At 68.6% G+C, this 13308-nt stretch carries 11 protein-coding genes; 2 read left to right on the forward strand and 9 right to left on the reverse strand.

All coding sequences use genetic code 11. The annotated features are described in order from the left end of the window. From N7573_RS21630 to N7573_RS21670, 9 genes are all read right to left on the reverse strand, one after another. Positions 1-747, reverse strand: a 747-nt coding sequence (locus tag N7573_RS21630) for a 2,3-dihydro-2,3-dihydroxybenzoate dehydrogenase (protein ID WP_279913677.1), incomplete at its 3' end; no start/stop codon positions are given. Then, positions 738-4628 (reverse strand): enterobactin synthase subunit F, encoded by a 3891-nt coding sequence (locus tag N7573_RS21635; RefSeq protein WP_279913678.1) that lies wholly within the window; start codon positions 4626-4628, stop codon positions 738-740. The genes N7573_RS21635 and N7573_RS21630, both read right to left, overlap by 10 nt. After that, positions 4625-4882 carry a phosphopantetheine-binding protein gene (locus tag N7573_RS21640; protein ID WP_279913679.1) on the reverse strand — a complete coding sequence of 86 codons (258 nt, stop codon included), beginning with the start codon at positions 4880-4882 and terminating at the stop codon, positions 4625-4627. The genes N7573_RS21635 and N7573_RS21640 overlap by 4 nt, the downstream gene beginning before the upstream one ends. Beyond that, positions 4882-5514, reverse strand: coding sequence for an isochorismatase family protein (locus tag N7573_RS21645; protein ID WP_279913680.1), 633 nt, complete (start codon positions 5512-5514; stop codon positions 4882-4884). Before N7573_RS21645 ends, N7573_RS21640 begins: the two co-directional genes overlap by 1 nt. After that, positions 5514-7166 (reverse strand): AMP-binding protein, encoded by a 1653-nt coding sequence (locus tag N7573_RS21650; protein ID WP_279913681.1) that lies wholly within the window; start codon positions 7164-7166, stop codon positions 5514-5516. Before N7573_RS21650 ends, N7573_RS21645 begins: the two co-directional genes overlap by 1 nt. After that, on the reverse strand, positions 7163-8356 hold the full coding sequence (locus tag N7573_RS21655) for an isochorismate synthase (RefSeq protein WP_279913682.1): 1194 nt from the start codon (positions 8354-8356) through the stop codon (positions 7163-7165). Before N7573_RS21655 ends, N7573_RS21650 begins: the two co-directional genes overlap by 4 nt. Beyond that, a complete protein-coding gene (locus N7573_RS21660) occupies positions 8353-9549 on the reverse strand; it encodes an MFS transporter (protein ID WP_279943282.1) in 1197 nt (398 codons plus the stop codon). The genes N7573_RS21655 and N7573_RS21660 overlap by 4 nt, the downstream gene beginning before the upstream one ends. Positions 9550-9703: 154 nt before the next feature. Further along, the gene (locus N7573_RS21665; protein WP_032129991.1) at positions 9704-10015 is read right to left on the reverse strand and encodes a DUF3817 domain-containing protein; all 312 of its coding nucleotides are present in this window, start codon (positions 10013-10015) and stop codon (positions 9704-9706) included. 125 nt (positions 10016-10140) lie between these two features. Then, positions 10141-11076, reverse strand: a complete 936-nt coding sequence (locus N7573_RS21670) for a TIGR03571 family LLM class oxidoreductase (protein WP_279913917.1) — start codon at positions 11074-11076, stop codon at positions 10141-10143. A gap of 66 nt (positions 11077-11142) precedes the next feature. Here N7573_RS21670 and N7573_RS21675 point away from each other — a divergent pair, with 66 nt between their 5' ends. Continuing rightward, positions 11143-11592, forward strand: coding sequence for a GNAT family N-acetyltransferase (locus tag N7573_RS21675; RefSeq protein ID WP_279913918.1), 450 nt, complete (start codon positions 11143-11145; stop codon positions 11590-11592). A gap of 119 nt (positions 11593-11711) precedes the next feature. Beyond that, positions 11712-13232 (forward strand): thioredoxin family protein, encoded by a 1521-nt coding sequence (locus tag N7573_RS21680; protein WP_279913919.1) that lies wholly within the window; start codon positions 11712-11714, stop codon positions 13230-13232. Positions 13233-13308 lie beyond the last annotated feature (76 nt).

Genomic DNA, 13308 nt, shown 5'->3' on the forward strand with positions numbered 1-13308 from the left:
GGTGGCGCCGCCGTCCACGTACAGATCGCTCATCGCCACATGCCCGGCCTGCTCGGAGAGCAGGAACATCACCGAATGGGCAATGTCTTCCGGGGTCGCCAGCTTGCGCAGCGGGATGCCGGCCTTGTACGTCTCCAGGTTTCCGGCGATCACCCGCTCGGCACCGTGCGCGTCCTGCCACATGCCGGTCTGCATCGGGGTCAGCGTTGAACCCGGGGCGACGATATTGCAGCGGATGCCCAGCGGCGCCAGCTCCAGCCCGAGGCAGCGGGTGAACATCGTGGCGGCGGCCTTGGACGCGGCATAGGCGGCCATGCCGTGCCGCGGCACGCCGGCGGCATTCGAACTGACGGCGACGATCGCGCCCTGTCGCCGTGGTGACATCACCCGCGCCAGCGCACGCCCAACATGGAACACGCCATCGGCGTTGACTGCGAACACCCGGCGCCAATCGGCATTCGTGGTCTCCGCAACAGCTCCCACATGCAGAACACCCGCCACACTGGCGGCAAGGCCAATGGGCCCAATGCTGGCTTCCACACGATCCACCAGGGCGTCCACCGCCGCGCTGTCGGTCACGTCGAGCGCAAACGCCTGCACACGTGCATCCACTACCACGGGCGCCTCGCGATCGGTTGCCACGACCGTGCAGCCGGCCTCGGCCAACAGCCGTACCAGGGCCTCGCCGATGCCGCCGGCGGCGCCGGTCACCAGTGCCACGCGACCTTCAAAGCCGGTCAACTGCATGTTGCGATCTCCTGTTGCTCATCCCAGTGGCGCAGGCGCGCCGACAACCACGGTGCCAGCTGCGCCACCGCATCGCGGCCGGTCAGCTCGGCATGCAGGAACGGCAGTTCCAGCGCCTGCACCTTGCGTGCGTGCGCGCGCCACAGTGCCGACTGCAACTGCGGCCGCGCCTGGTGGTCCCGCCCCGCGCGCACGTGCACCAGCGTGCCGTCGAACGGACGGTGGATGTGTTCGCGGATCAGCCGGTTGGTGCCAGTCACTGCGCGCACCACGCCATCAAGCACCACGTCCGGCAGGCTGCCGAGCGCACTACCACCGCGACGCAGGAAGGCAAGAATGCGTTCACGGCTGTCCAGCTCCGGATGCGCCTCCGGGTCATGGCCCGCAATCGCCAGCAGCGCACGCAATGCGGCGATGGCATCGGGTTCCGGCTCAGCCCGCCAGCATTCGCTGGGGTAGGCGTCGAGCAGCACCAGTTCACCGACTTCACGCCCGATTTCATGCAGACGCACCGCCATCGCCTGGGCGAGGATGCCGCCCACCGACCAGCCCAGCAGATGCACCGGTCCCTTCGGTTGCAGCGTGACCACCCGCTGCACATAGTCATTGGCCATGGCTTCGATGCTGGACGGCAACGGCTGCTTCGGATCCAGCGCGGGCGACTGCAGGCCATATACCGGGCGTGCCGGCTGCAGGGCGCGCGCCAGCGTCCGGTAGTTCCAGGCGATGCCACCGGCCGGGTGCAGCACGAACAACGGAGTGGGTCCGTCAGCATCAGTGGCAGCCAACGAGATCACCGGCCCCAATGCGTGGTCGGCCAGCGCCGGCGGTTCGGCAATGCGCGTCGCCAATGCAGCCACGGTCGGCTGCACGAACAAGGCACCGAGGCCGAGGTCACAGCGCCAGCGTTGTTCGATCGCCAGCAGCAGGTGCACCGCGGACAGCGAGTCGCCGCCGAGGCTGAAGAAGTCCGCATCCACCGCCACCGGTGCCTGGCGGCCCAGCGCCTGTGCGAACAGCGCGGCCAGTTCCTGTTCCAGCGGCGTGCGCGGCGCCAGTCCGGCAATCTCGCTCTGCGGCGGCTTCGGCAAGGCGTTGCGGTCGAGCTTGCCGTTGGCGGTCACCGGCCACTGATCCACGCCAACGAATGCGGACGGCACCATGTAGTCCGGCACGCGCGTGGCCAGATGGCTGCGCAGCATGGTGGCGTCTGCCAGCGCGGACGGCACATAGGCCACCAGCCGGGCATCACCGGGGGCATCCTGGCGCAGCAGCACCTCCACCCGATCCATGCCCGGCAGCTCGCGCAATGCCGCTTCAATTTCACCGAGCTCGATGCGCAGGCCGCGCAGCTTTACCTGATGGTCGCTGCGGCCGAGGTACTCGACCGCACCATCGCCGCGCCAACGCCCCACGTCGCCGGTGCGGTAGATGCGCTCGCCTGGAAGGAAGGGATCGGTCAGGAAACGTTCGGCGGTCAGGTCATCGCGGCCGAGATAGCCACGCGCCAGCTGCACGCCACCCAGATACAGGTCGCCCGGCACACCCACCGGCAGCGGCTGCATCCGCGCGTCAAGCACGTATAGGCGTGTGTTCCAGACCGGGAAGCCGATCGGTACCGGCCGTGAGCGATCCTGCGCCGAAGCCGGCCAGTAGCTCACGTCCACTGCCGCTTCGGTCGGGCCATACAGGTTGTGCAGTTCGGCCTGCACGCGCCCATGGAAACGATCACGCAGCGATGCGTCCAGCGCCTCGCCACTGGTGAACACGCGGCGCAGCTGCAGGCCTTCGGAGGCAGGCGCGGCAAGGAACGCGTCGAGCATCGACGGCACGAAATGCGCGGTGGTGATGCCATGCGCACGGATCAGCCGCGCCAGCTCGGTCGGATCGCGATGCGCGTCCGGGCCCGCCACCACCAGCGTCGCGCCGCACAGCAGCGGCAGGAAGAACTCCCAGACCGAGACGTCGAACGTGGCTGGGGTCTTCTGCAGAACACGGTCATCGGCACGGATGCCGTAGTGCTCGCGCATCCACAGCAGGCGATTGACGATGGCACGGTGCTCGATGACCACGCCCTTCGGCTCGCCGGTCGAACCGGAGGTATAGATCACATAGGCTGCATCGCTGGGCGCCGGATCGGCCCACGGTGCTGCGAAACTCAGCGCGGTCCATTGGTCGGGGGCGAGCACCGGCACACCGTCCATGCGCGCAGATACCTCTGCCCTAGCCAGTACGCACGCCGGCTGCGCCGAGGCGAGAATACGCGCGAGGCGCTCATCGGGATGCGCAAGGTCCAGCGGCAGGTAGGCGGCACCCGCACGCAGCACCGCCACCAGCGCGATTACCAGTTCCAGCGAGCGCGGCAATGCCACCGCCACCACACTGCCCGGACCGACCGCCATCGCGCGCAGTTGTGCCGCCAGCGCGAAACTCCGCGCTTCCAGCGTTGCGTAGTCCAGCGTGGTGTCGCCGAACACCAGCGCAGGCGCGTGCGGATCACGGTCCATGCCCTGCTGCAACAGTTCAACCAACGTAGTCTGTGGCAGCGCATGCGCGGTGGCATTGAAGCCATGCACCACCTGCTGCGCTTCTGCGACGGTGGCCAGCGGCACCGCTGCGATGTCTTCGGCCTCCAGCGCCGCCGACACGAAATGCAGCAACCGCGTCGCGTGCGCCTCCACATCGTCCCGACTGTACAACGCGGGATTGGCCTCGATCTCCAGATCCAGCAGGTGCTGGCCGTCGCCACGGAAGCCCAGCGTCAGATCATCCACCGGCCCGGTGCACAGCACCTCCAGCGTCGCCCGCACGCCGTTCAGTGCCAGCGGCTTGTAGAACGGCTGCACATTCACCAGCGGACCGTGCAGGCGCTGCTGCGCGCCCGCCAGGCCCAGGTCGCGGCGCAACTGCTCGCCACGGTAGCGGCCGTGCTTGCGGCCCTGGCTGAGCTGCCGGCCCAATGCCCGGGTAAACGCCTCGACACTGCCCTCGCCGGCCGCCACCCGCAGCGGCAGCACATTCATCACCATCGCCGGCACCCGCGCCGATGCGTTGCCGAGCCGCCCCATGTAGGGCACCCCCAGCACCACTTCATCGGCGGCGCTCATCCGCCGCAGGTACTCGGCCGACAACGCGGCCAGCACATCCGGCCAGGGCTGCAGCCAACGCACCGATGCCTGCAGCAGCTGCTCACGGAATGCAGCATCGAGCGGCTGCACCCAGCGCAGCGCGTCGTCACTGGCCGCGAGCGTACCGGCCAGGCCCGCGCCCGCCGGCGCGACCTGCATCTGTTCGCGCCACCACTGCCCGGCCTGCGTGCGGCGCGGGTCGGCACGATAGGCGGCATCATCGGCCAGCACGCCAGCCAGCGCTGGTAGTGGCTCACCCGTACGCCCCGCGTACAACGCGCACACACGATCAGTGAACAGCGCCATGCCATAGCCATCGGCCGCCAGATGATGCACGCGCAGGTACCAGACCCAGCGCTGGCCCCCCAGATCGAACAACACCTGCTGGCTTATGCGGTCGCGGGTCGGATCGACCGCGCTGAGCCGGTCGGCCTGCATCAGGGCACGCGCCGCCGATGCCGGCCCGACCTCGCCCGCTAGATCGCGCACCGACAGCAGCGGCACATGTGCCGGGTCATGCCACTGCAGCGGCTGGCCGTCGGCCCCTTCGGCAAAGCGCAGTGCAAAGGCCTGCGCCTCGCCCGCAGCCTGGTCCGCCGCAGCGACGAACGCAGCCTCGTCCAGCGCACCCTCGATCCACACCGCATGCGCGGTATTGAACGACGGATTCTCCGGTGCCAGCCGCTGCGCGAACCACAGTCCGGCCTGGGCCTCGGTCAGTGCCACCGGCGTGGCCAGCACAGCGACGTTCATGCGTTCTGCGCGGCCTGCAGCTTCTGCACCACACCCCACCACTGGCGCAGCGTGGTGTGTTCGGCCAACTGCGAGAACTCCAGCGGCAACCCGGTGTTGCCCCAGGCCAGGACCAGGCCGAGCATGCGCATCGAGTCCAGATCCAGGTCGATCAGGTTGTCGTCGTCACCGATCTCGGCCGGTCTGCACTCCAGCACGCGCGCAACGTCGGCACGCATCCGCTCCAGATCCAGCGCATCACCCGTGGCAGCCATCACAGCACCTCCAGCAGCTGATCGGTGGTCATCGGCACACCACAGGTGCGCGCGATCCAGTGCAGCGCCTGATCGTGATCGGCACGCGAAAAGTCCGCCACCGCATCGGCTGCGATGAACGCCTCGATATCGCGCTGGAACGCCTCCACCACGGTCGCGGTGCAGCCGATATGGGCGTACACGCCGGTCACCAGCAGCTGGTCACGGCCGCGCACCCGCATCAGCGTTTCCAGGTTGCTGCGCTGGAACGCGCTGTAGCGGTGCTTCACCAGCACATGCTCGCCCGGCTGCGGTGCCAGCGCCTCGATGATCGGCTCATGATCGGCACTGCGGCGCATGCCCGGGCCCCACAGGTCGGCCTGCAGGCCACGGTCACGGCGATCCTGGTCGCCATGCTGGGCGGTGTAGAACACCGGAATGCCATGTGCGCGGCAATGCGCCAGCAGGCGCGCGATGTTGTCCACCGCCGGCCGCAGCGGCGCGTTTCCGGCATCGAACGCGGCCAGGAAGTAGCGCTGCATGTCGTGTACCAGCAGCGCGACACGATCGCGTTGCAGGCGCCAGGGCCCGCGCGCCTGCGGCAGTTCGGCAGCGGTCGGCAAGGAATAGTTGGTGATGCGGGGCAGCGCCATCAGCGCGTTCCTCCTGTCTGTTGCAGATGACGCGCACGCAGCTGCGCGCGCAGTTCGCGGCGGCTGATCTTGCCGACCGCGGTGGTATCGAAACTGTCGACGAACACGACCTGGTCCGGCACCTTGAACGCCGCCAGGCCGCGCGTACGCATCCAGGCTTTCAGTGCCGGCGCCTTGATCGGCTCCCCCTGCTGGATCACAAACGCGCAGCTGCGCTCACCGAGATACTCGTCAGGAATGGAGACCACGGCGGCGTCGAACACGCCGGGGTGGGCCAGCAGGTGATCTTCAATCTCCTCGGCGGAGATTTTCTCGCCCGCGCGGTTGATGTGGTCACCGGCACGGCCCTGCACCACCAGATAGCCGCCGGGCAACTGCTGCACGCGGTCACCGGTGCGGTAGAACCCATCGTCGGTGAACGAGCGCGCGTTGGCCACCGCATCGTTGTGGTAACCACGGATGGTGTACGGGCCGCGGGTCAGCAGATGGCCCACTTCGCCCTCAGCCACCGGCTGGTCGTGGTCATCGACCACGCGCACTTCGTCGTCCGGGCTGATCGGCCGGCCCTGGCAGGCCACGATCAGTTCCTCCGGATCATCCAGGCGGGTGTAGTTGACCAGGCCTTCGGCCATGCCGAACACCTGCTGCAGGGTACAGCCCAGGCCGTCGATAACCCGCCGTGCGGCTTCCGGTACCAGTTTGGCGCCGCCTACCTGCAGTACCTGCAGGCTGGACAGGTCGTGCTTGCTCGTAGCCGCCGCCTGCGCCCACAGCAGCGCCAGCGGCGGCACCAGGCCACAGCAGGTCACGCGCTCGCGGGCGATCAACGGGAACGCCGCATCCGGGCCGGGGCCGGGGCTGAGCACTACGCGGGCGCCGGCATACAGCGCGCCGAAGAAGCCGGGCGAGCTCATCGGGAAATTGTGCGCGGCCGGCAGCGCGACCAGGTAGACGCTGTCGCGGTCGATGCCGCAGATGTCATTGCTGGCGCGGAACGAATAGATGTAGTCGTCGTGGGTACGCGGAATCAGCTTGGACAACCCGGTACTGCCACCGGAGATCTGCAGGAACGCCACCGACTGCGGATCCGGATCGGCCGGCAGCTGGCTGCGGTCGCCCTGCAGCGACTCCAGCGCGGTGAACTCCGCTGCATCGCCATCAATGACCACGTGGCGCAGCGCCGGCACCTCGGCCTGCAGCGCCCGCGCCAGCCCGCGATGATCAAAGCTGTCGTGCAGGTCGGCAGTGATGTAGGCACTGGCCTCGGCCTTGTTGGCGAAGTGCACCAGCTCGGTGATGCGATGCGCCGGCAACGCATATACCGGCACCAGACCCGCACGGAACAGTCCGCATACGGTGGTGATGAACCCGGCGGTGTTGCCCAACTGCACCAGCACCCGCTCACCGGGCTGCAGGCCGAGTGCCAGCAGGCCGGCACCGATGCGACCGGCTTCGTGCCACAGCTGCGCGTAGCTCAGGCGGACGTCACCGGCGACCACCGCGATGTCATCCGCATGGCGTTCCGCGCGCTCGCGCAGGAACGCCGGGAAGGTCTCGCCGCGCCAGTGACCGGCCTCGCGATAGCGCGCCGCCAGCGTATCGGGCCATACCTGCTTCAGTGGCAGGCGGGAGGAATCAATGGAGGTAGTCATGCGGCAGGCTCGATGGCGGGCGCGGATTCATGAACACCCAGCGCGTTCAACAGGGCAGCGAACTTCGCCGCGGTTTCGGCCACCTCGGCCTCGGGTTCCGATTCGGCGACGATGCCGGCACCGGCATACAGGCGCAGCTGCGTGCCCTGCAGGCGTGCGCAGCGGATCGCCACGTACCAGTCGCCGTCACCCTGCGCATCCAGCCAGCCCACGGCGCCGGCGTAGAAGCCGCGCGGCACCGGTTCCAGTTCGCGGATGCGCTGCAGTGCCGCCAGCCGCGGCGTACCGCAGACCGCCGGCGTGGGGTGCAGCTGTGCCAGCAGTTCGGCGGCAGACGTCTGCGGATCCTTCAGGGTGGCATGGATGCGGGTGCCCAGGTGCCACATGCTGGCGGTGGCATGCAGCATCGGCCGTGGCTGTGCATCGATGTGGCTGCAGTACGGTGCCAGGCCCTCGACGATGGCGTCCACCACATGGCGATGCTCGTCATGGTCCTTGGTCGAGGCCAGCAGCGCCTGCGCGGCACGCTCGTCCTCGGCAGCATCGGCGCTGCGGCGTGCTGAACCGGCGAGCGGATGCGACAGCAGTTCGGCACCGCGCTTGCGCAGCAGCAGTTCCGGGGTTGCCCCCACCAGCCACGCCGGCGCCTGGCCCAGCTCCACCGGCAACGGCACCGCGTAGGTCGCCACCGACGGATCCGCGCCCAGGCGTGCCAGCAGCACGTCCGGCGACAGCGCCTGGCGGGTGCGTGCCAACAGGCTGCGCGCCAGCACCACCTTGTGCAGGTTCTGCTCGGGCGCACGCAGGACCTGCACCGCCGCGGCAACCGCTGACGCATAGTCCTGTGGCACAGGCTCGGCCCGCAGGGCGCCGTCCAGCGGCGGTGCGGACTGCGGTTGCAATGCCAGCGCAGGCAACAGGCGCTCGGGCTGGTACAACGCATCGTCCGCACGCGGTTCGAACGGCACCGCGCCAACCAACAGGCCCGGACCACCGCGCTGCTGGGCAAAGAACTCCGAAACGCGCTCTGCCAGCGTCGCCAGTGCACCGACCGGCAGCGCGGCGCGGCACCCGCGTGCGTGCACGTGCTGGCCCGCATGCTGCAGCAGGAACAGCGACGCGTCGTCGGTGTTCTCCTGCGGCGCTGGCGCAGCCTCCGGCCACGCGCCCTGCATCAGGGAATCGTTCATGGGGTCTCCTTCATCCGATGCGCTGCGGCCAGCGCGCACAGCAACAGCAGCAGCGCGCCGACCAGCAGGTAAGGCAGGCTTGGCCCGCCGCGATACAACAGCGTGCCGAGCATCGGCCCGGCCACCATGCCCAGCCCCTGCGCGGCCGCCACCGTGCCGGCCGCGGCGCCCTGCTCGTGCGCCTCCACCGCATCGGCGGCCAGCGCCTGGAACGAGGGGAATACGAAACCCATGCCGAACGCGGCCAGCGCGTAGGCCGCCGGCAACTGCCAGCCCTGCTGCACGCCCGCTACCGAAGCGAAGCCGATGCCGGAAATGAGCGCGCCGAGGACGATCCAGCGGCGTGGATGTACCTCCAGCTTCATCACCAGCGCCTGCGCCAGGATCAGGCCGACGCCGACCGCCGTGAGTGCAATGCCGGCCATGCGCGCGCCCGCCGCTGCATCCAGGCCGAGGCGGTCGATCGCGAAGAAGCCGACCGTCACCTGCGCGATGGTCACCGAGATCATGGCGATGAACGCCGCCAGCTGAGGCAGGCGCAGGCGCGGGTCGAGACGGCTCATCGGCTGGCGGCGTTGCGCAGAAGCGCTCTCCACCGGCGGCGTGGCCGGCAGCCGCCACGCCAGCAATGCCAGCGCAAGCAGCGGCAACAGTGCGGCCACATACAGCGCCAGCGACAGATTCGTATAGGCCAGCCAGCCAGCGGCGGCCGGGCCAAGCACCATGCCCAGCGCGTTGGCGCTGCCCAGGCGAGCGAGGAATTTCGCACGTTGGCCGGTCGGTGCCTTGTCGGCGATCAGCGCGGCAGCGGTAGGGGGCACCGCGGCGTAGAACAGGCCGATCAGGCCACGCGCACCGACCAGCACCAGCACCGATACCAACACAGGCGGCACCGCCTGCAGGGCCACGTCGATGAACACCGCCAGCGCGATGTAGACCACGGTGTAGGCACTCATCGCCAGCATCAGCACGCGCTTGCGGCCGATGCGGTCGCTGAGCTGGCCCCACGGGCGCGCGGCCAGCATCCACAACACACCGGCGGCGGTGACCGAGAGGCCGGCATGCCACTCGGACAAACCGAGCATGCGGACCACCGGGCCGATCACGGCGACGAAGGACATCATCGCCATGGTGCCGATCAGGGCAGCCAACACCAGCGCCGGCAAGCCGGGAACGACGGGACGTGCGTGCATGAAACACCAGCCGTAACAGGAAAGGATGGCCGGGCGCGTCTGTACGCCCCCGCCCGGCATCGGTCCTGCTCAGGGTCCGATGCCATCCTTAAATGATAACGGCTCGTATTTGCATTTGATACCCATTCTCTTGAATGGGCATGCAACAGTGGGTTCAGCGCATTGCACGCAGGCCCAGCAGACCACGGCGCTTGAACCACCACTCCAGCGGCAGCGTCACCAGCGGCGGGATCGCCGCCAGCAGGGCCAGGGCACTGGCCCACCACGGCCAACGCAGGCGTACTGCCGCGAACAGCGTCACCGCCACGTAGACCAGGAACGCCACGCCGTGCAGGGGGCCGAACAGCTTGACCAGCGCAACGTTGGCCATCGGGCCGTACTTCATCCACATGCCGATGAGCAGGCCGGCCCAGGTCACGGCCTCGATGAAAGCGACCGCGGCGAACAGGCGTCCGGTCGGGTGCATGGGGGAACGTTGGGTCACGCGGAGCTCCGGCATCGGGATATCAAATGCGAATGATACGCAGATGCGAACCCCATGTAGAGTCGAGCCGTGCTCGACTGCTGGAACGTGTCCACCAAGGTGGACACCTACCGGAGCACATCCGGCAGGACCTGCTCGCCGATCTCGCGCAGCACGGCGTCCATCGCCCGCCCGTTGTCGACCAGATTGAACATCACATGCGCCATACCCTGCGCATGCACGCGCCGCAGATAGTCGCGCAGCCCGTCGCGGCCGACCTTCAAGCCCAGCGGCAATGGTTCGGCTGGCGCCTGCGGATCCGCCTGCAGGTCCAGCAGCATCGACTGCACGAACGGCTTGCCTGGCCCGCCGCGCTGCACGAGCGCCTGCTGCCACAGGCCGATGCGTCCTTCCTGCGCAACCTCCTCGCGGTGATAGGTGGCCCAGCCTTCGCTTTCACGCGCGATCCATTGCAGGCTCTGCCGCGCAGTACCCACCACCAGCATCGGAATGCGCGTTGCCGGCGCCGGCAGCACGTCGAAGCCGCCGGTCGCCTGCAGGACCTCAGCACGCTCGTCGGTGTCGGGGGACAACGCGGCACGCAGCAGCGACCAACGCTCACGGAACGCCGCCGCCCTGCCCTCCAGATCCTCACCGAACGCGGCAAATTCTTCCGGGCGGTCACCCGAACCCAGGCCCAGCACGAAGCGTCCGCCACTGATCCGGTCCAGGCTCAAGGCCGACTTCGCCACCTGCAGCGGCTGGCGCAATGGCAGCACGATGGCTGCGCTGCCGACCACGATGCGCTCGGTCGCGGCAGCCAGCATGCCCAGCCACAGGAACGGGTCATCCAGCGCACTCGCTGTTGCATCCGGGCCCTGCGGCACCATCAACGGTACATCGCGGGTCCAAAGCGCGGCGAAGCCAAGATCATCGGCCAACCGCGCGATGCGCCGCGCCTCGTCCGGGTCGGCCAGTCCATGCGCCGCAACCGGCGTCATCAGGCCCAGGCTCAGTCCTTGTTGAGGAAACAACGAAGCATGGGCGGGATTGAATTCACTCATGACGCCAGCTTAGCCTGCAGGTCTGCGGCAACGATGACGCGCTGCCCACTACAGGAAGAACACTGCATGCCAAGGATCCGCCCTGCCCACGTAGATGACCTGCCTGCGATCAGCGCGGTGTGCCTGGCCGCGTTCAACCAGGCAGTGGCACCGTCTCTCAGCGCGGCCGGCATTGCCACCTTCGGCAGTGTCGCTGCAGCCGATGCGTTTGGTGCACGCCTGCAGGGTGACAACGACATCCTGGTGGCCGAGCAGGATGCGCGCGTAATCGGCGTGGTCGAACTGAAGGAGGGCCGGCACCTGGCAATGCTGTTCGTCGATCCCGCGTGCCAGGGCCAAGGCATCGGCCATGCCTTGTTCGAAGCCGTGCTGCCGCAGGTACGCGAGCCGGTACTGACGGTGCGCGCCTCGCTCAACGCAGTGCCTACCTACCTGCGCTATGGCTTTGTGCTGGATGGCGAGGTCGGCGAGATCAACGGGCTGGTGTACCAGCAGATGGTGCGGGCAGCGCCCTGAAGGCATCCGCCCGGCAATGCCCGACGGGCGTCATGCCCTACGGCACGCCTGTCATAAGCAAACTGAATCAGCAGGCTCCCCGGCTGTTCCTACAATGGCCTGTCACCCTGCCCTTCGAGATGCTGCCGATGCGCGTCGCGCTTTCCGTGTTGCTGCTGGCTTCGGCGCTGAGCGCCTGCACCCCGGCCCCGGTATCCACCGCCAACTCCGCCGAGGCACCCGCGCCGGCGTCCGCCATCGCCTGGCGCCAGGGCGATGTGGACGATGCCTTCGCCGAAGCCGCCGACAGCGGCAAGCCGGTGCTGCTGTACTGGGGTGCGGTCTGGTGCCCGCCGTGCAACCAGCTCAAGGCGGGCCTGTTCAAGGACCCGGCCTTCATCGCGCTGACCAGCAAATTCGTTCCCGTCTACCTGGATGGCGACGAGGAAGGTGCGCAGGCCTGGGGCGAACGCTTCGGCGTGCGCGGCTATCCCACGCTGATCGTGCTGGACCCACAGCGCAACGAAATCACCCGCGTGGCTGGCGGCAATGACGCCGCCGAACTGACCCGGGCACTGACCGTCGCCGCTGGCCGCCGCAGTGCTGTTGCCGCCACCTTGGCCACCGCGCTGGCAACGCCGGGCCGGCTGGCCGCCGAAGACTGGCAGGTGCTGGCCGACTACGGCTGGGAAGTGGACGCCAACCGCCTGGCCGGCGAGCGCAGGAGCCAGGACGTGCTGCGCCAGTTGTCCAAGGCGGCACCCGACGCCGCCCTGCAGCGCCGTTTCGCCCTGCTGGCTCTGGCTACAGCCGAAAAGCCCGATGCCTCGCCCACCGAAGTGCGCGAGCTGCTGCAGGCTGTACTGGCACAACCGGCGGAAGTGCGCCGCAACCGTGAGTTGCTCGGCTATGCAGGCGTGCAGCTGGTCAAGCAGGCCAGTGCCGGCCCGGCCACCAGCAACACGCTCGGACAGCAGCTGCTGGTCGCACTGGAGCGTGCAGACGCCGAGCGCGGTGATCGCGCCGACGACGCGTTGTCGCGTGCGCTGACCGAAGTATCGCTGGCCCGCCAGCAGCAGCCCAAGGGCGAACTGCCCGCGCCGCTGGTCGAGCGGGTCAATCAGCGCGTGGCCGCTGCTGATGCCGCCGCCACCGATGCGCATGCACGCCAGGCCACGATCAGCAGCGCGGTGTACGCATTGCGCGAGGTAGGTGACGACGCGGGTGCCGAGGCGCTGTTGCTGGCCGAGCTGAAGCGCAGCGAGCAGCCGTACTACTACATGCCCGAGCTGGCCGAACTGGCCGAGCAGCGCGGCGACACCGCCGGTGCGCTGGAGTGGCTGAAGCGCGCCTACGATGGTGCGCAGGGCCCGGCCACCCGCGTGCAATGGGGCGTGCTGTACGTGGAAGGCCTGCTGAAGCTGGCGCCGGACGATGCACCACGCATCGAGCAGGCGACCGCGTCGCTGATCGCCGAACTGGAGGCGCAGCCGTCGGGCTACCACCAGCGCACTCGCCAGCGCTTCGAGCGACTTGCCGGGCAGTTGAAGGCGTGGAGCGGAAAGCACCAGGGTGCGGAGACGCTGGCACGGCTGCAGCAGCGGATGCAGCAAGCGTGCGGTGACCAGGTGGATGGCGCCTGCAAGGACTGGTTGAGCTGAGTTGATGAAAGCGCTGGCGGCGGGTTCGCCTGCCGGCGCTTTTGTTGATCCGTGTGGGAGGGGGCGGGGGCCGCGC

Origin of the sequence: Stenotrophomonas sp. GD04054 (assembly GCF_029836955.1) — a bacterium.
Classification (GTDB): domain Bacteria; phylum Pseudomonadota; class Gammaproteobacteria; order Xanthomonadales; family Xanthomonadaceae; genus Stenotrophomonas; species Stenotrophomonas maltophilia_A.